The sequence below is a fragment of the Enterobacter sp. E12 genome, from assembly GCF_014596715.2.
Taxonomy (GTDB): Bacteria; Pseudomonadota; Gammaproteobacteria; order Enterobacterales; family Enterobacteriaceae; genus Enterobacter; species Enterobacter bugandensis.
In genome coordinates this window covers 3,906,861-3,923,215 of record NZ_CP115601.1, presented here as the reverse complement: position 1 = coordinate 3,923,215, position 16,355 = coordinate 3,906,861, and the positions used below count along the sequence as shown (strand labels likewise).

Annotated in this window: 14 protein-coding genes; 10 read left to right on the top strand and 4 right to left on the bottom strand. The window is 56.6% G+C overall.

What is annotated here, in order from left to right:
* Positions 1-47 precede the first annotated feature (47 nt).
* The 5 genes from IB212_RS18695 to wzz(fepE) all read left to right on the top strand — a co-directional run bounded on the left by IB212_RS18695 (position 48) and on the right by wzz(fepE) (position 6,164).
* Positions 48-1,226 carry an acetyl-CoA C-acetyltransferase gene (locus IB212_RS18695; RefSeq protein WP_028014300.1) on the top strand — a complete coding sequence of 393 codons (1,179 nt, stop codon included), beginning with the start codon at positions 48-50 and terminating at the stop codon, positions 1,224-1,226.
* Positions 1,227-1,461: 235 nt separating this feature from the next.
* Positions 1,462-2,298, top strand: coding sequence for a 5-dehydro-4-deoxy-D-glucuronate isomerase (gene kduI / locus IB212_RS18690; RefSeq protein ID WP_041908372.1), 837 nt, complete (start codon positions 1,462-1,464; stop codon positions 2,296-2,298).
* Between the two features lie 63 nt (positions 2,299-2,361).
* On the top strand, positions 2,362-3,123 hold the full coding sequence (gene kduD, locus IB212_RS18685) for a 2-dehydro-3-deoxy-D-gluconate 5-dehydrogenase KduD (protein ID WP_003862835.1): 762 nt from the start codon (positions 2,362-2,364) through the stop codon (positions 3,121-3,123).
* Positions 3,124-3,436: 313 nt separating this feature from the next.
* Entirely contained in the window at positions 3,437-4,852 is a 1,416-nt protein-coding gene (locus tag IB212_RS18680; protein ID WP_028014298.1) for a sugar porter family MFS transporter, read from the top strand.
* Positions 4,853-5,039: 187 nt separating this feature from the next.
* Positions 5,040-6,164, top strand: a complete 1,125-nt coding sequence (wzz(fepE), locus tag IB212_RS18675) for an LPS O-antigen length regulator Wzz(fepE) (protein WP_041908373.1) — start codon at positions 5,040-5,042, stop codon at positions 6,162-6,164.
* Between the two features lie 37 nt (positions 6,165-6,201).
* Here the strand turns inward: wzz(fepE) and IB212_RS18670 are convergent, their stop codons facing one another.
* Positions 6,202-6,525, bottom strand: a complete 324-nt coding sequence (locus tag IB212_RS18670) for a cupin domain-containing protein (protein WP_041908374.1) — start codon at positions 6,523-6,525, stop codon at positions 6,202-6,204.
* Positions 6,526-6,658: 133 nt separating this feature from the next.
* Here IB212_RS18670 and IB212_RS18665 point away from each other — a divergent pair, with 133 nt between their 5' ends.
* Positions 6,659-7,351, top strand: coding sequence for an aspartate/glutamate racemase (locus tag IB212_RS18665; RefSeq protein ID WP_041908375.1), 693 nt, complete (start codon positions 6,659-6,661; stop codon positions 7,349-7,351).
* Here IB212_RS18665 and IB212_RS18660 read toward each other — a convergent pair.
* Positions 7,346-8,272 carry a LysR family transcriptional regulator gene (locus tag IB212_RS18660; protein ID WP_041908376.1) on the bottom strand — a complete coding sequence of 309 codons (927 nt, stop codon included), beginning with the start codon at positions 8,270-8,272 and terminating at the stop codon, positions 7,346-7,348. The genes IB212_RS18665 and IB212_RS18660 overlap by 6 nt on opposite strands.
* 122 nt (positions 8,273-8,394) lie before the next feature.
* Here IB212_RS18660 and lysA point away from each other — a divergent pair, with 122 nt between their 5' ends.
* Entirely contained in the window at positions 8,395-9,657 is a 1,263-nt protein-coding gene (lysA, locus tag IB212_RS18655; protein WP_041908377.1) for a diaminopimelate decarboxylase, read from the top strand.
* Here lysA and IB212_RS18650 read toward each other — a convergent pair.
* Entirely contained in the window at positions 9,627-10,664 is a 1,038-nt protein-coding gene (locus tag IB212_RS18650) for a LacI family DNA-binding transcriptional regulator (RefSeq protein ID WP_028014292.1), read from the bottom strand. The genes lysA and IB212_RS18650 overlap by 31 nt on opposite strands.
* A gap of 220 nt (positions 10,665-10,884) precedes the next feature.
* Between IB212_RS18650 and IB212_RS18645 the strand changes: the two genes are divergently transcribed.
* Entirely contained in the window at positions 10,885-11,370 is a 486-nt protein-coding gene (locus IB212_RS18645; protein ID WP_041908378.1) for a GNAT family N-acetyltransferase, read from the top strand.
* Here IB212_RS18645 and galR read toward each other — a convergent pair.
* Complete coding sequence (gene galR, locus IB212_RS18640; RefSeq protein ID WP_028014290.1) at positions 11,331-12,347, bottom strand: HTH-type transcriptional regulator GalR; 1,017 nt, start codon at positions 12,345-12,347, stop codon at positions 11,331-11,333. The two genes, IB212_RS18645 and galR, sit on opposite strands and share 40 nt — an antisense overlap.
* Positions 12,348-12,970: 623 nt before the next feature.
* Here galR and aas point away from each other — a divergent pair.
* Positions 12,971-15,130: a bifunctional acyl-ACP--phospholipid O-acyltransferase/long-chain-fatty-acid--ACP ligase gene (aas, locus tag IB212_RS18635; RefSeq protein ID WP_041908379.1), complete on the top strand. Its 2,160-nt coding sequence runs from the start codon at positions 12,971-12,973 to the stop codon at positions 15,128-15,130.
* Positions 15,123-16,316, top strand: coding sequence for a lysophospholipid transporter LplT (gene lplT / locus IB212_RS18630; protein ID WP_041908380.1), 1,194 nt, complete (start codon positions 15,123-15,125; stop codon positions 16,314-16,316). Before aas ends, lplT begins: the two co-directional genes overlap by 8 nt.
* The last annotated feature ends 39 nt before the right edge of the window (positions 16,317-16,355 follow it).

Below are 16,355 nucleotides of genomic sequence, written 5' to 3'. Positions count from 1 at the left end.
AGTAACAATCCTCTACTATCGTCATGTCATTTAACACAGAGGTCGTGATGAAAGATGTCGTAATAGTGGGTGCGTTGCGTACGGCTATCGGCTGTTTTCAGGGAGCGCTTGCGCGTCACTCGGCGGTTGACCTGGGCAGCGTGGTCGTTAAAGCGCTGGTGGAACGTAGCGGGATCGCAGCCCATGAAGTTGATGAGGTGATCCTGGGGCAGGTTCTCACGGCCGGTGCCGGGCAAAACCCTGCGCGTCAGGCGGCGCTGAAGGGTGGGCTGCCCAATACCGTCTCCGCCATTACCATCAACGACGTCTGTGGTTCAGGGTTAAAAGCGCTGCATCTCGCCACCCAGGCCATTCAGTGCGGTGAAGCGGATGTGGTTATAGCTGGCGGACAAGAGAACATGAGCCGCGCGCCGCACGTTCTCACCGATAGCCGAACCGGCGCGCAGCTGGGTAACAGCCAGCTGCTCGACAGCCTCGTGCATGACGGGCTGTGGGATGCGTTCAACGACTATCATATGGGCGTGACGGCAGAAAACCTGGCGCGCGAGTACGGCATTAGCCGCGAATTGCAGGACGCCTATGCGCTCAGTTCGCAGCAAAAAGCGCGTGCCGCGATTGATTCCGGTCGCTTTCGCGACGAGATTGTCCCGGTCAGCACGCAGCGTCAGAACGGCGAGGCGATCGTCGTCGATACCGATGAACAGCCGCGCACGGATGCCAGCGCGGAAGGCCTGGCGAGACTGAATCCCGCGTTTGAAACACAGGGCTCGGTCACCGCGGGCAATGCCTCGTCCATTAACGACGGTGCCGCCGCCGTGATGATGATGAGCGAAAGCAAAGCCCTTGAGCTCGATCTCCCCGTGCTGGCCCGCATTAAGGCGTTTGCCAGCGTGGGCGTGGATCCTGCGTTGATGGGGATTGCGCCGGTCTACGCTACCCGTCGCTGCCTGGAGCGCGCAGGGTGGCAGCTTTCGGATGTAGATCTGATCGAAGTGAACGAAGCCTTTGCCGCGCAGGCGATCTCGGTCGGCAAAATGCTGGAATGGGATCCGCTGCGGGTCAACGTGAACGGCGGTGCAATTGCGCTGGGTCATCCCATCGGCGCGTCCGGCTGCCGAATCCTGGTTTCGCTGGTCCACGAAATGAAAAAGCGAAACGCGCGCAAAGGGATCGCTACCCTCTGTATAGGCGGCGGACAGGGTGTGGCGCTCGCCATCGAACGCTAATTTCTCCTCCCTTAAAAAACCTCCTTCGGGAGGTTTTTTTTATCGTGCTCTTCTCTTCATGGGAAGTAATCGTGATCCGCGCGTCATTTCTGTTATAAACAAAAATAAAAAATGAAACGTTGTTTTAATTGCAATTGAAAACCCTATTTTATGCCGCTAGTATGTGCTCATCATAAAACGAAACATCGTTTCGTTTAATTTCTGCCTTCGGGCATGACCACATCTGGAGGTTACCGTGGACGTCAGACAAAGCATCCACAGCGCGCACGCCAAAGCGCTGGATACTCAGGGACTGCGCAGCGAGTTTTTAATTGAGCAGGTGTTCGAAGCCGATAAGTACACCATGGTCTATAGCCACATCGACCGCATTATCGTGGGCGGCATTATGCCGGTGGCGAAAACCGTCTCCGTGGGCGGGGAAGTAGGCAAGCAGCTGGGCGTAAGCTACTTCCTGGAGCGTCGTGAACTGGGCGTGATTAATATTGGCGGGCCGGGCACGATTACCGTGGACGGCCAGTGCTACGAGATTGGCCACCGCGACGGGCTGTACGTCGGGAAAGGGGCGAAAGAGGTGGTCTTTGCCAGCATCGACGGCGGTAAACCCGCGAAGTTTTACTACAACTGCGCCCCGGCGCACACCGCTTATCCAACCAAAAAAGTAACGCCCGCGGACGTTGCGCCCGTGACGCTGGGCGACAACCTCACCAGCAACCGCCGCACCATCAATAAATACTTCGTGCCGGATGTGCTGGAAACCTGCCAGCTCAGCATGGGGCTGACCGAGCTTGCGCCAGGCAACCTGTGGAACACCATGCCGTGCCATACCCACGAACGCCGCATGGAAGTCTACTTCTACTTCAACATGGATGAAGACGCCTGCGTGTTCCACATGATGGGACAGCCTCAGGAAACCCGTCATATCGTCATGCATAACGAGCAGGCGGTGATTTCACCCAGCTGGTCTATTCACTCCGGCGTGGGGACGAAAGCCTATACCTTCATCTGGGGGATGGTTGGAGAAAACCAGGTCTTCGATGACATGGACCACGTCGCGGTTAAGGATCTGCGCTAGTCGCGGGCAGTTAAGCATACATCTGCCTGTTGATGACAGGCGCTGAAAGAGTAAGGAACAAACATGATTCTGGATGCATTTTCTCTGCAGGGTAAAGTGGCCGTGGTTTCCGGGTGTGACACCGGACTGGGCCAGGGGATGGCGTTAGGCCTGGCGGAAGCGGGCTGTGATATCGTCGGGATTAACATCGTTGAGCCCACGGAAACCATCGAACGCGTAACCGCGCTGGGCCGCCGTTTTCTCAGCCTGACCGCCGACCTGCGTAAAATCGACGCTATTCCGGAGCTGCTGGATCGCGCGGTGGCGGAATTTGGCCATATCGACATTCTGGTCAACAACGCGGGGCTGATCCGCCGTGAAGACGCGATTAACTTCAGCGAGACCGACTGGGACGATGTCATGAACCTGAACATCAAGAGCGTGTTCTTTATGTCCCAGGCGGCGGCGAAGCATTTCATCGCGCAGGGCAAGGGCGGCAAGATCATTAACATCGCCTCGATGCTCTCCTTCCAGGGCGGCATCCGCGTGCCGTCTTACACCGCGTCGAAAAGCGCGGTGATGGGCGTGACCCGCCTGCTGGCGAACGAATGGGCGCAGCACAACATCAACGTCAACGCGATTGCGCCGGGCTACATGGCCACCAACAACACCCAGCAGCTTCGTGCTGACGAAGAACGCAGTGCGGCGATCCTGGAGCGTATTCCGGCGGGCCGCTGGGGGCTACCGAGCGATCTGATGGGGCCGGTAGTGTTCCTGGCTTCCCCGGCATCGGACTATATCAATGGTTATACCGTCGCGGTTGATGGCGGCTGGCTGGCGCGATAACTTAACTTATGACAAATACCTCTGCTCTTCGGCGGAGGTTTTTTTTGCTTAAAATTTGTCAAAGTCCATATTGATAAACACGAAAAATCCATACTTAAAAATCATAGATGACTGCCATCACACTTTTATTACTGAAAAATTAAGATGTTAGTAAAATCAGGTGATTATCCAGCATTAGTTGAAATTGTAATGTCCATCACAGATCGCTATGCCATAGCGAAATAATCCATATCTTCACGAATTCCGGCCTGACACTTTTCCCCGCTATCTCGTAATTTCACTTAACGAATTTTGCTGTTGAGGCAGGAAAAATATGACATCTATAAATGACTCTACCCTGATGCCCGCCGCGCTGCGCGATACCCGCCGCATGAACCAGTTTGTCTCCATTGCGGCAGCCGTGGCCGGTTTGTTGTTCGGCCTTGATATCGGCGTTATCGCCGGAGCGCTGCCGTTTATTACCGATCACTTTACGCTGAGTAACCGCCTGCAGGAGTGGGTGGTGAGCAGCATGATGCTCGGCGCGGCCATCGGCGCACTGTTTAACGGCTGGCTTTCGTTCCGCCTTGGGCGTAAATACAGCCTGATGGTCGGGGCGGTCCTGTTTGTTGCCGGGTCCATAGGTTCGGCGTTTGCCACTAACGTTGAAGTGCTGCTGCTCTCCCGCGTGCTGCTGGGCGTGGCGGTGGGGATTGCCTCCTACACCGCGCCGCTGTATCTCTCCGAAATGGCGAGCGAGAACGTGCGCGGCAAGATGATTAGCATGTACCAGCTGATGGTGACGCTGGGCATCGTGCTGGCGTTCCTGTCCGATACGTACTTCAGCTACAGCGGTAACTGGCGGGCGATGCTCGGCGTGCTGGCGCTGCCTGCGGTAGTGCTGATTGTTTTAGTGATCTTCCTGCCCAACAGCCCGCGCTGGCTGGCGCAAAAAGGGCGTCACGTGGAAGCGGAAGAGGTGCTGCGCATGCTGCGCGACACGTCTGAGAAAGCGCGTGAAGAGCTGAACGAGATCCGCGAAAGCCTGAAGCTGAAGCAGGGCGGCTGGTCGCTGTTTAAGGCTAACCGCAACGTGCGCCGCGCGGTGTTCCTCGGCATGTTGCTGCAGGCGATGCAGCAGTTCACGGGGATGAACATCATCATGTATTACGCCCCGCGCATCTTCAAAATGGCCGGTTTTACCACCACCGAACAGCAGATGATCGCCACGCTGGTGGTGGGGCTTACCTTTATGTTCGCCACCTTTATCGCGGTGTTCACCGTCGATAAGGCCGGTCGTAAGCCTGCGCTGAAAATTGGCTTTAGCGTGATGGCGCTTGGCACCCTGATCCTCGGCTACTGCCTGATGCAGTTTGATAACGGCACGGCGTCCAGCGGCCTCTCCTGGCTCTCCGTGGGCATGACCATGATGTGTATTGCTGGCTACGCGATGAGCGCCGCGCCGGTGGTGTGGATCCTGTGCTCTGAAATTCAGCCGCTGAAATGTCGCGATTTTGGTATCACCTGTTCCACCACCACCAACTGGGTGTCGAACATGATCATCGGCGCGACCTTCCTGACGCTGCTGGATGCGATTGGCGCGGCGGGAACCTTCTGGCTCTATACGGTGCTGAACGTGGCGTTTATTGGCGTGACATTCTGGCTAATTCCAGAAACCAAAGGCGTGACGCTGGAACATATTGAACGCAAGCTGATGAGCGGGGAGAAACTGCGAAATATCGGCGTGTAAGGGGTAATGCCGGGTAAGCGCAGCGCCACCCGGCGTTTTGTAACCGTGATGCTGAATAACTACCAACTTTGATAGCCGTTCCTCAGATAGTCCATTCTCGTGTTCAGATTATTCTTAGTTTCTTGTATTATTGGGCAACTGAACTCACCCGGCAGGAATTTACTGCACCCGAAACATAAGAACGGCTATGTCAGCAATGGATTTCAAAAAAAATACGGACCTCGATTTTCCCTCATATGCTCCTCCAGCAGTCAGTTCAAAAGAGATCGATCTTCTGGGCCTGTTAGATATTCTGATTACCGCGAAAAAACGTATTGCCACCATTATCTTTGTTTTCGCGCTGGCAGGTCTGGCAATTGCGCTTCTACTGCCGCAAAAATGGACCAGTAAAGCGGTGATCACTCCGGCGGAACAGACACAGTGGAATCCGCTGAGCCAGATGATGGTTGCGCTGCAGGTTCTTGATGTGAAGGTGCCGGTTACCCGTCAGGAAGTCTTTGACCTGTTTATTAAAAAATTCCAGTCGCAGTCATTGCTTGAAGAGTATATGACCTCTTCCCCTTACGTGATGGCGCAGCTCAAGAATGCGCAAGTGGACCCGCTTGAACTGCACCGTGCGGTTGTCAATATTGCAGACAAAATGAAAGCGGTGAATGATGTTCAGGGAAAAGATGCGGATAAAGCGCCTTTCGTCTCCTGGACATTGAGCTTCACCGCGCCGACCGCAGCCGATGCCCAATCCGTTCTGGAGGGGTATATCAACTATATCTCGGCAATTGTTGAGAAAGAGACGGTGCAGAATATCCGCAACCAGATCGCCCTCAAAACGAACGAGGTAGAACAGCAGCTGGCGCTCGACCGCGTTCGTCTGACCAATGTGCATAACACCAACCTGCAGCGGCTGAACTATTCGCTGGAAGTGGCGAATGCGGCGGGCATTAAGAAGCCTGTTTATAGCAACGGACAAGGGATAAAAGACGATCCGGATTACTCCGTCGCGCTCGGGGCTGACGGTATCGCGGAAAAGCTAAGGATTGAAAAAAATCTTAAGGATGTGACGGAGCTGAACGCGGACTTCCAGAACCGGGAATATTACCTGGCGCAGCTGAAAAAACTCTCCTTCGCAGACGTTAAGCTTGAGCCATTCAGGTATCAGCTTTCGCCATCGATGCCGGTGAAAAAAGACGGCCCGGGCAAAGGCATGATTGTCATTCTGGCGGCGATCCTTGGCGCTCTGTTTGCCTGCGGCAGCGTATTACTCCGTGAGGCCATGCTCAGCCGAAACCCATTGCCAGAGCCGGTAACGGAATAAATTCTGCACACATGAAGGCGCTGCAACAGCGCCTTTTTTATTTCAGGAAATCCTCGCGAACAGGCGTAAAGGTGTCCAGCAGCGTGCCGGCCCTGAGGCAGACGCAGCCGTGCATCACATGTGGTTGTTTGTAGAGGGTATCTCCCGCCGTCACGACATGCTTCTCTTCACCAATGGTAAACTCAAATTCTCCAGAGAGAACATAGGTTAACTGTTCGTGCGGGTGGTTATGCAGTGGGCCAATCGCGCCCTGCTCAAAATGTACTTCAACCGCCATCATCCTGCCGCCGTGGGCCAGCACGCGACGCGTAACGCCATTCCCCAGATCTTCAGACGCGGTCTCTTTGTGGAACATAAACATGGCTTCGCCCTTCCTAATAAAACAGTGTTTTATTTAATTTACATTGGCCAGCTTAAAAAGAAAACGACGTAATAAAGAACTGGAAACAGGATCACAAGTTTGCTTCACTGGCTTAAACAGATAAGGAGCGATGATGAAAACGATTGGCCTGATAGGTGGGATGAGCTGGGAATCGACAATCCCTTATTACCGCCTGATTAACGAAGGCGTAAAGCAGCGTCTGGGCGGCCTGAACTCCGCGAGCCTGCTGCTGCACAGCGTTGATTTTCATGAAATCGAAGCCTGCCAGTCGAGTGGCGAATGGGATAAAGCCGGAGAAATCCTGACCGATGCCGCGCTGGGGCTGGAGCGTGCGGGGGCGCAGGGCATTCTGCTGTGTACCAACACGATGCACAAAGTGGCCTCGCACATTGAAGCGCGCTGTTCGCTGCCGTTCCTGCACATCGCGGACGCCACCGGACGCGCCATTCGCGCTTCGGGAATGTCGCGCGTGGCCTTGCTGGGCACACGTTACACCATGGAGCAGGATTTCTATCGCGGGCGCTTGCACAGCGAGTTTGGGATTGAAAGCCTGATCCCGGATGAGGGGGACCGGGCGCGTATCAATCAGATTATCTTCGACGAACTCTGCCTCGGAACCTTCAGCGAAACCTCCCGCGCATATTACGTCAGCGTAATAGATAAACTGGCGCAGCAGGGGGCTGAAGGGGTGATTTTCGGCTGCACGGAGATCGGTTTGCTGGTGCCGGCCGAACGAAGCCCCATCCCGGTGTTTGATACCGCGGCCATTCACGCGGCAGATGCCGTGGAATTTATGCTGTCATAACGGGTTTTGCAGGTCAGGTAAGCGAAGCGCCACCTGACGCGCATGCTCAACTAAGTGTTCGGTGAATGCGTCCACCAGCGCGGAGGCCGGACGGTGCAGCGGGCGGATAAGGCTTACGGTGAACGGGACGGAAACGCTAAAACGGCGGATGACGATCCCGCTTCCTGCATAGTCCAGCGCCGTAAGCGGATTGACGACCGCAACGCCAACGCCCGCGCGCACCATCGCGCATATTGACGCCGCGCTGTGGGTTTCAACGACCATCCGCCGCTTCACCTGATGCTCAGAAAAAAGCGTATCCAGCAGCTGCCGGTAGCTGTCCGTTTGCGACAGGCTAATGTAGTTTTCACCATGAAAATCCGCGGGCGTCAGCACTGCTTTGTGGGCAAGCCGATGCCCGGCGGGCAGAACGCACACTTCATCCAGCGCGAGTAGTTCCGTGCGCACCGTTCCTGCGGGTGTCGAGAGGGTTTCGGTTAACCCGAGATCGTGCCGCTGTGCCGACAGCCACTCTTCAAGCAGAGGCGACTCCTGCGGGACGATGGTGAGATTGACCTCAGGATAGCGGGCCAGAAAAGGCTGGAGCAGCGTCGGTAAAAAGGACTGAGAGAAGACGGGCAGGCAGACAATCGACAGCTCGCCCTGACGAAACTCGCGCAGGCTTTCCGCCGCGCTGACGATTCTGTCCAGCCCGTACCATGAGCGCTGCACTTCCTCAAACAGGCGCAACCCCTGCACCGTCGGGTGAAGCCTGCCCCGGGCGCGTTCGAACAGCTTCAGCCCCAGCACTTTCTCGAAGCGCGCCAGCTCGCGGCTGACCGTCGGCTGCGAGGTATGCAGCATCTGCGCGGCTTCGGTGAGATTGCCGGCGGTCATCACGGCGTGGAAAATCTCGATGTGGCGTAAATTGACGGCGGGCATAGGGCACCTGAAAGCAAGGAACTGTCCATATCATTTTTGCATAGACTCGCGATAAAACGATATTTTTTATTCTGCTTCCGCTGTGGCGTAATCATAAAAAATGAATTGAACCGGAGAAGACCATGCCACGCCCGCTCAACCAGACGGATACCGATTTGAACGCTGAAAACCTGCTGCGCCTGCCCGCCGAGTTTGGCTGCCCGGTATGGGTCTACGACGCGCAGATCGTTCGCGAGAAGATCGCCGCCCTGCATCAGTTTGACGTGGTGCGTTTTGCCCAGAAGGCCTGCTCCAATATTCATATTCTGCGCCTGATGCGCGAGCAGGGCGTGAAGGTTGACTCCGTATCGCTGGGTGAAATCGAGCGTGCGCTGGCGGCAGGCTTTGATCCGAAAACCGATCCTGACGCGATCGTCTTTACCGCGGATGTGATCGACGACGCCACGCTTGCGCGCGTGCATGAACTGCAGGTGCCGGTGAACGCCGGTTCTGTGGATATGCTGGAGCAGCTTGGGCAGGTTTCGCCCGGCCATCGCGTCTGGTTGCGCGTCAACCCGGGCTTTGGACATGGCCATAGCCAAAAAACCAACACCGGGGGCGAAAACAGCAAGCACGGCATCTGGTACGCCGATATGCCTGCCGCGCTTGAGGTACTGCAGCGCTACAGCCTGAAGCTGGTAGGCATTCATATGCACATTGGCTCCGGCGTCGATTACGGGCACCTGGAGCAGGTGTGCGGGGCGATGGTGCGCCAGGTTCTTGACTTCGGTCAGGATCTGGAGGCGATCTCCGCCGGTGGAGGTCTTTCCATTCCTTATCGTGAAGGGGAAGAGGCGATCGACACCGATCACTATTACGGCCTGTGGAGCGCCGCGCGCGATCAAATTGCCGCGCATCTGGGCCATGCCGTGAAGCTGGAAATTGAGCCGGGTCGTTTCCTGGTAGCCGAAGCCGGCGTGCTGGTGGCTCAGGTACGCAGCGTCAAAGAGATGGGCTCCCGCCACTTCGTGCTGATTGATGCGGGCTTTAACGACCTGATGCGTCCGTCCATGTACGGCAGCTACCATCACATTACCGCCCTGGCTGCCGATGGCCGCGATTTAACGCACGCGCCGCGCCGCGAGACGGTGGTCGCAGGCCCGCTGTGTGAATCCGGTGATGTGTTTACCCAGCAGGAAGGTGGCAAAGTTGAAACCCGCGCGCTGCCCGAGGTGAAGCCGGGCGATTACCTGGTGCTGCACGACACCGGGGCGTACGGGGCGTCTATGTCCTCGAACTACAACAGCCGTCCGCTGCTGCCGGAAGTGCTGTTTGATAACGGCAAGGCGCGGCTGATCCGTCGTCGCCAGACCATTCAGGAACTGCTGGCGCTGGAACTCGTTTGATTAAAGTACGGCCCCGTTGTGACCGAATCGCGTAATACCAGCGTGCCGGTAAACGGCGGGATCGCATCGACCGGCTGGTTCTTCGCCAGCCGGATCGCCTGATCGATAGCCGTGACGATCATGTTATCTATCGGCAGATAAACCGACGACAGCGCAGGCTCCAGCCACTTTGCGCTTGGGGCATCGTCAAAGCCGAACAGGGAGATATCCTGCGGGATCTTAAGCCCTGCCTGATGCAGCGCTTTGGACGCGCCCAGCGCCATATCATCGTTACAGGCAAACAGCGCGCTGAACGACACCCCTTCAGCAATCAGCTCCTTACACAGCTCATAGCCCCGCGTCATTCCCGCATCACCGTACTTTATTCGACGCTCGTCCAGACGAATGCCGTGCTTTTCCAGCGCCTTACGGTAGCCCATCAGCCGCGCTTTACCCGTGGGGGTGTGGATCGGAACGGTAATGCAGGCGATCTCCCGGTGGCCCTGATTGATCAGGTAATCCACCGCCTTAAACGCGGCATCCTGTTGTTCGAAGAACACGCAGCGCTCCGGTGCCTGGCTGACTTCACGGTTGATGACCACCAGCGGCGTTTGCACGGTATTAATCAGCTTGATGATCGCTTTTTCGCTCATATAGCGCGTGTAAAGCACGATGGCATCGCACTGGCGGTCGGCCAGCATTTGCACCGCCTGCTCTTCCTGCTCTGGCGCGTCGTGACCGTCGGTGACGATCAGCTGTTTCCCGTGGGTTTCAGTCTGCCGCGACGCCTGCTGCAAAAGACGACCAAAGTAAAAGCCGTCGAAGGTAGAGACGACCAGACCAATGCTGTTGCTGGTCTGGTTAGCCAGCGAACGCGCGAGAAAGTTTGGGCGGTAGCCCAGCTCTTCCATCGCAGCAAAGACCTGCTGACGCGTGCTCTCTTTAACCTGACCTGTGCCGTTCAGCACGCGCGAGACGGTAGCCTTCGACACGCCCGCGCGCAGTGAGACATCCAGCATTGTTGCCATTCTACATTCCTGCTTCCACGTAATGGTTTGCAGTTTAACACAGACCTGACAGCGTATAAGCGATGCGGGAAGCGCAAAACTTCTGCCACGATCACGCTTTTTGGTCACGATTCGCCTGGCCTGCCGGAAGTAAAACTAAATAGTCTGACTCTGGTAAAATAATCGCCAAACCGGGCTGGAGACGTCAGGCCAGCAGAATCATTAAAAACGCAGGTGAAACGTGAAAAAGACCGTCATTCTCCCGCTTTACGAGGCACCGCGCTATGCGGAGCAGGTCACCGACTGGCTCTGGCAGGCCTTTGGCGAGGGGCTTGCGCGGGATTTTTTCCATAGCATCGTCGAGCACAGTCAGACGCCGGGTGCCCTGCCGCTGACCTTTATCGCCGTAGAGGATGAACGGCTTCTCGGGACGGTGGGACTCTGGCGCTGTGATTTGATTACCCGTCAGGATCTCTGTCCGTGGCTGGCGGCGCTCTACGTTGATGACGCGGCGCGAGGCAAGGGGCTGGCAGGAAAGTTACAGCAGCATGTTATTCGCTTCGCCGCACGGGCCGGGTACGAGGAACTTCATCTCTGGTCTGCCTGCCGCGACTTCTATGAACGTTACGGCTGGCAGTATATTGGCGATGGGCTGGAGTATCCGGATAAAACGGTACACCTGTATCGCTATTCGCTCTGTGCGTCAGCGGGGGCAGCAACGGAGTGACGGCGCACTAACGTTGGACTGAAGAGATGGGTAATCTCCGGCGGCTGGCGTTGTTCGGCCAGCGCCAGCGCCAGCTCTGCGGCCTGGGTGGCCATCGTGATGATGGGGTAGCGTACGGTGGTCAGGCGCGGGCGCACGTACCGGGAGACCAAAACATCGTCGAAGCCAATCAGCGAGATTTCCGCCGGCACCTCGATCCCGTTGTCATTCATGACGCCCATTGCCCCGGCGGCCATCGAATCGTTATAGCTGGCGACCGCGGTGAAATTCCGTCCGCGACCCAGCAGCTCCGTCATGGCCTGTTCGCCGCCGCTCTCATCCGGTTCACCGTAGGCCACCAGACGGTCATTGCACGGCAGACCGTTTTCGCGCAGGGCGTCGTAGTAGCCCTGCAGGCGGTCTTCCGCATCAGAAATGGGGTGATTGGAGCAGAGATAGCCAATCCGGGTATGACCCTGTTGAATCAGATGACGGGTCGCAAGCCAGGCGCCGTAGCGGTCGTCGAGGGCTACACAGCGTTTTTCAAAGCCGGGGATAATACGGTTGATAATCACCATGCCGGGCATCTGCTTCATCAGGTGAATTAGCTCGGCATCCGGGATCATTTTGGCGTGTACCACCAGTGCAGCGCAGCGGTGGCGGATCAGCTGCTCGATGGCCTGGCGTTCTTTTTGTTCATTATGATAGCCATTGCCGATCAGCAAAAAATTACCCGTCTGATAAGAGACCTGTTCAACCGCTTTTACCATGGCACCGAAAAAGGGATCGGAAACGTCTCCCACCACCAGCCCAATAGTCTCTGTTGACTGCTGGGCGAGCGCGCGGGCGTTGGCATTCGGATGGTAGTTCAGGGTTTCCATGGCGCTTTGTACCGCCTGGCGTGATGCGTCACTGGCTTTGGGTGAATCATTAATCACGCGGGAGACGGTGGCTACCGACACACCTGCCAGACGAGCCACATCCTTTATTGTCGCCATTTATAACCTTCTTATTTGGGGTAAGCGTTTACACACTGAATAGTGTTGCGGAAAAGTGACGTCCATTCAAGGGAAGCCGGTTTCCGGGAGCCACAAACGTGACGCAGACCAACCCTGGTAGTGTAATCGTTACACGCCTGGTCATGTCAGAAGAATGTCATTCTGAACCTTTAGTTACACTTTGCCTCAGGCTGTTGCGATTGTCCGGTGGCGATGACGTTAAAGAGGTTGGTAGAGTCGAGATCCCAGAGGTATTGATAGGTGGAATCAACTCCGGTTGATTAACACGACTTACACCAGCCTGCGTTCTTACGCAGGTTTTTTTTGCCTGATAGTTCAACCTGTAACAGCAAAAGAGAATATTCACACCTGGTTGCATTTCGGCTCATTCCCTTGCGTTTTCCTGCTGGCGAAGTGCAGGGTCAACAGCCACAATCAAGATCCCAGAGGTATTGATTGGTGAGAATTCTTAGTACGGTTTCGTACTCATCTCTTGCACCAACCTGCGCGGATGCGCAGGTTTTTTTTCGCCTCCATTTTTGCTGTCGCTCCCGTATCACTTCTCGTGTAATCTGCCACCATTTACTGTCAACCCACCACACTGTCTGGCAAAGGGAGTTGAGATGCTATTTGGGTTTTTCCGTACACTGTTCCGTATTCTTTTTCGCATCCGCGTCACTGGCGATGCCCAGGCGCTTCGTGGCGAGCGCGTTCTTATCACACCCAATCATGTTTCCTTTATAGACGGCATCCTGCTTGCGCTGTTTCTGCCCGTGCGTCCGGTGTTTGCGGTCTATACCTCCATCAGCCAGCAGTGGTATATGCGCTGGCTCACCCCACTGATCGATTTCGTACCGCTTGACCCGACAAAGCCGATGATGATTAAACACCTGGTACGTCTGGTAGAGCAGGGGCGTCCGGTGGTCATTTTCCCGGAAGGGCGCATTTCAGTGACCGGTTCGCTGATGAAAATCTACGACGGCGCGGGGTTTGTCGCGGCGAAATCAAACGCGACCGTGGTGCCGCTGCGCATTGAAGGCGCAGAGTTGACCCATTTCAGCCGCCTTAAGGGGCTGGTGAAGCAGCGTCTGTTCCCCAAAATCACCCTGCATATCCTGCCGCCAACGTCGTTACCGATGCCGGAAGCGCCGCGTGCCCGCGATCGCCGTAAAATCGCCGGGGAAATGCTGCACCAGATTATGATGGAAGCGCGCATGGCCGTTCGTCCGCGCGAAACGCTGTATGAATCCCTGCTTTCGGCGCAGTACCGCTACGGCGCGAAGAAAAACTGCATTGAAGACATCAACTTTACCCCGGATACCTATCGTAAACTGCTGACCAAGACGCTGTTCGTGGGCCGCATTCTTGAGAAGTACAGCAAAAAGGGCGAAAAGATCGGCCTGATGCTGCCAAACGCGGGCATCAGCGCGGCGGTGATTTTTGGTGCGGTTTCCCGTGGCCGTATACCGGCGATGATGAACTACACGGCGGGCGTGAAAGGGCTGACCAGCGCCATTACCGCCGCCCAAATCAATACCATCTTTACCTCCCGACAGTTCCTGGACAAAGGCAAGCTGTGGCATCTGCCGGAACAGCTGACCCAGGTACGCTGGGTCTTCCTGGAAGATCTAAAAGCGGACGTGACCACCGGCGACAAGCTGTGGATTTTTGCGCATCTGCTGGTGCCGCATCTGGCTCAGGTCAAACAGCAGCCGGAAGATGACGCGATTATCCTTTTCACGTCGGGTTCGGAGGGCAACCCGAAAGGCGTCGTCCACAGCCACAAGAGTATTCTGGCGAACGTTGAGCAGATCAAAAGCATTGCCGACTTTACCGCGAATGACCGTTTTATGTCGGCGCTGCCGCTGTTCCACTCCTTTGGCCTGACTGTGGGGCTGTTCACGCCGCTGCTGACCGGTGCCGAGGTGTTCCTCTATCCTAGCCCGCTGCACTACCGCATTGTGCCGGAGCTGGTGTATGACCGTAACTGCACCGTCCTGTTCGGGACCTCAACCTTCCTGGGTAACTATGCCCGTTTCGCCAATCCGTATGATTTCTTCCGCGTTCGGTACGTGGTGGCCGGTGCGGAAAAGCTGCAGGAGAGCACGCGTCAGATCTGGCAGGACAAGTTTGGCCTGCGCATTCTTGAAGGTTATGGCGTTACCGAGTGCGCGCCCGTTGTCTCGATCAACGTACCGATGGCGGCGAAACCGGGAACGGTGGGCCGAATTCTGCCGGGGATGGACGCGCGCTTGCTGGCGGTGCCGGGCATTGAGGACGGTGGCCGCCTGCAGCTGAAAGGGCCGAACGTGATGAACGGTTACCTGCGCGTGGAAAACCCAGGCGTGCTGGAAGCGCCAACGGCGGAAAACGTCAACGGCGAGATTGAAACCGGCTGGTACGACACCGGTGACATCGTTCGTTTCGATGAGCAAGGCTTTGTAAAGATTCAGGGGCGCGCAAAACGCTTCGCCAAAATCGCCGGTGAGATGGTCTCTCTGGAAATGGTTGAACAACTGGCGACGGCCGTGTCCGCCGAGAAGATGCACGCCACGGTCGTGAAGAGCGATGCCAGCAAAGGCGAGGCGCTGGTGCTGTTTACCACTGATGCTGAGCTTAAGCGCGACAGGTTACTGAGCTATGCGCGTGAGCATGGCATTCCAGAGCTGGCGGTGCCGCGCGATATTCGCTACCTGAAGCAGCTTCCGGTGCTGGGTAGCGGCAAGCCCGATTTCGTGACCCTGAAAGGTATGGTTGAAGAGGCGGAACAGCAAAATGCGTGAGTCAGTACACACTAACACCTCCCTCAGGTCGAAAGGCATGATGGCCGTCATCGCCGCGCAGTTTCTCTCTGCATTCGGTGATAACGCGCTGCTGTTTGCCACGCTGGCGCTGCTGAAAGCCGAGTTTTACCCTGACTGGAGTCAGCCGATCCTGCAGATGGTGTTTGTGGGCGCTTACATTATCTTTGCCCCGTTTGTGGGGCAGGTGGCGGACAGCTTCCCGAAAGGCCGGGTGATGATGTTTGCCAACGGTCTCAAGCTGCTGGGCGCTGCCAGTATATGTTTTGGTTTTAATCCGTTTGTTGGCTATACGCTGGTGGGCATCGGTGCTGCCGCCTACTCCCCGGCGAAGTATGGCATTCTCGGAGAACTGACTACGGGCGATAAGCTGGTGAAAGCCAACGGCCTGATGGAGTCGTCAACGATTGCCGCTATCCTCCTCGGCTCCGTCGCGGGTGGCGTGCTGGCCGACTGGCATGTTCTGGCGGCCCTGGGCGTGTGTGCAGTGGTGTATGGTGGGGCGGTCGTGGCTAACCTGTTTATTCCGAAGCTGCCGGTGGCTCGCCCGGGCCAGTCCTGGCGCTTTAAACCAATGACCGGCAGTTTCTTTAACGCGTGCCGCGTGCTCTGGCGTAACGGGGAAACGCGTTTCTCCCTGATGGGAACCAGTATGTTCTGGGGGGCGGGCGTCACGCTGCGCTTCCTGCTGGTTCTGTGGGTACCGGTGGCGCTGGGGATTACGGACAATGCGACGCCGACCTATCTTAATGCGATGGTGGCGATCGGGATTGTGGCTGGGGCGGGCGCGGCGGCGAAGCTGGTGACGCTTGAAACGGTTGCACGCTGCATGCCAGCGGGGATCCTGATTGGCCTCGTGGTGCTTATCTTCTCGCTACAACATGCGTTATTGCCCGCTTATGCTCTGTTGATCCTGATTGGTATTCTGGGGGGCTTCTTTGTGGTACCGCTGAATGCGTTACTCCAGGAGCGTGGCAAGCAGACCGTCGGGGCGGGGAATGCCATTGCGGTTCAAAATCTCGGTGAAAACCTGGCCATGCTGTTAATGCTGGGGCTCTACTCGCTGGCGGTAAAAGTGGGTGTCCCGGTGGTGGCGATTGGCGTTGGATTTGGTGGGCTGTTCGCGGCGGCGATTGCGGGATTGTGGATCTGGCAGCGTCGCCGTTAATAAGTAGCCGGGTGGCGGCTTCGCCTTACCCGGCAAAAG

What these genes read in the sequence shown, in the direction of transcription:
- IB212_RS18665 (WP_041908375.1), top strand. Translation starts at nt 6,659, where the DNA reads ATGAAAACGATTGGCCTGATAGGTGGGATGAGCTGGGAATCGACAATC.
- galR (WP_028014290.1), bottom strand. Translation starts at nt 12,347, where the DNA reads ATGGCGACAATAAAGGATGTGGCTCGTCTGGCAGGTGTGTCGGTAGCC.
- lysA (WP_041908377.1), top strand. Translation starts at nt 8,395, where the DNA reads ATGCCACGCCCGCTCAACCAGACGGATACCGATTTGAACGCTGAAAAC.
- kduD (WP_003862835.1), top strand. Translation starts at nt 2,362, where the DNA reads ATGATTCTGGATGCATTTTCTCTGCAGGGTAAAGTGGCCGTGGTTTCC.
- IB212_RS18680 (WP_028014298.1), top strand. Translation starts at nt 3,437, where the DNA reads ATGACATCTATAAATGACTCTACCCTGATGCCCGCCGCGCTGCGCGAT.
- IB212_RS18670 (WP_041908374.1), bottom strand. Translation starts at nt 6,525, where the DNA reads ATGTTTATGTTCCACAAAGAGACCGCGTCTGAAGATCTGGGGAATGGC.
- IB212_RS18660 (WP_041908376.1), bottom strand. Translation starts at nt 8,272, where the DNA reads ATGCCCGCCGTCAATTTACGCCACATCGAGATTTTCCACGCCGTGATG.
- lplT (WP_041908380.1), top strand. Translation starts at nt 15,123, where the DNA reads ATGCGTGAGTCAGTACACACTAACACCTCCCTCAGGTCGAAAGGCATG.
- aas (WP_041908379.1), top strand. Translation starts at nt 12,971, where the DNA reads ATGCTATTTGGGTTTTTCCGTACACTGTTCCGTATTCTTTTTCGCATC.
- IB212_RS18695 (WP_028014300.1), top strand. Translation starts at nt 48, where the DNA reads ATGAAAGATGTCGTAATAGTGGGTGCGTTGCGTACGGCTATCGGCTGT.
- IB212_RS18650 (WP_028014292.1), bottom strand. Translation starts at nt 10,664, where the DNA reads ATGGCAACAATGCTGGATGTCTCACTGCGCGCGGGCGTGTCGAAGGCT.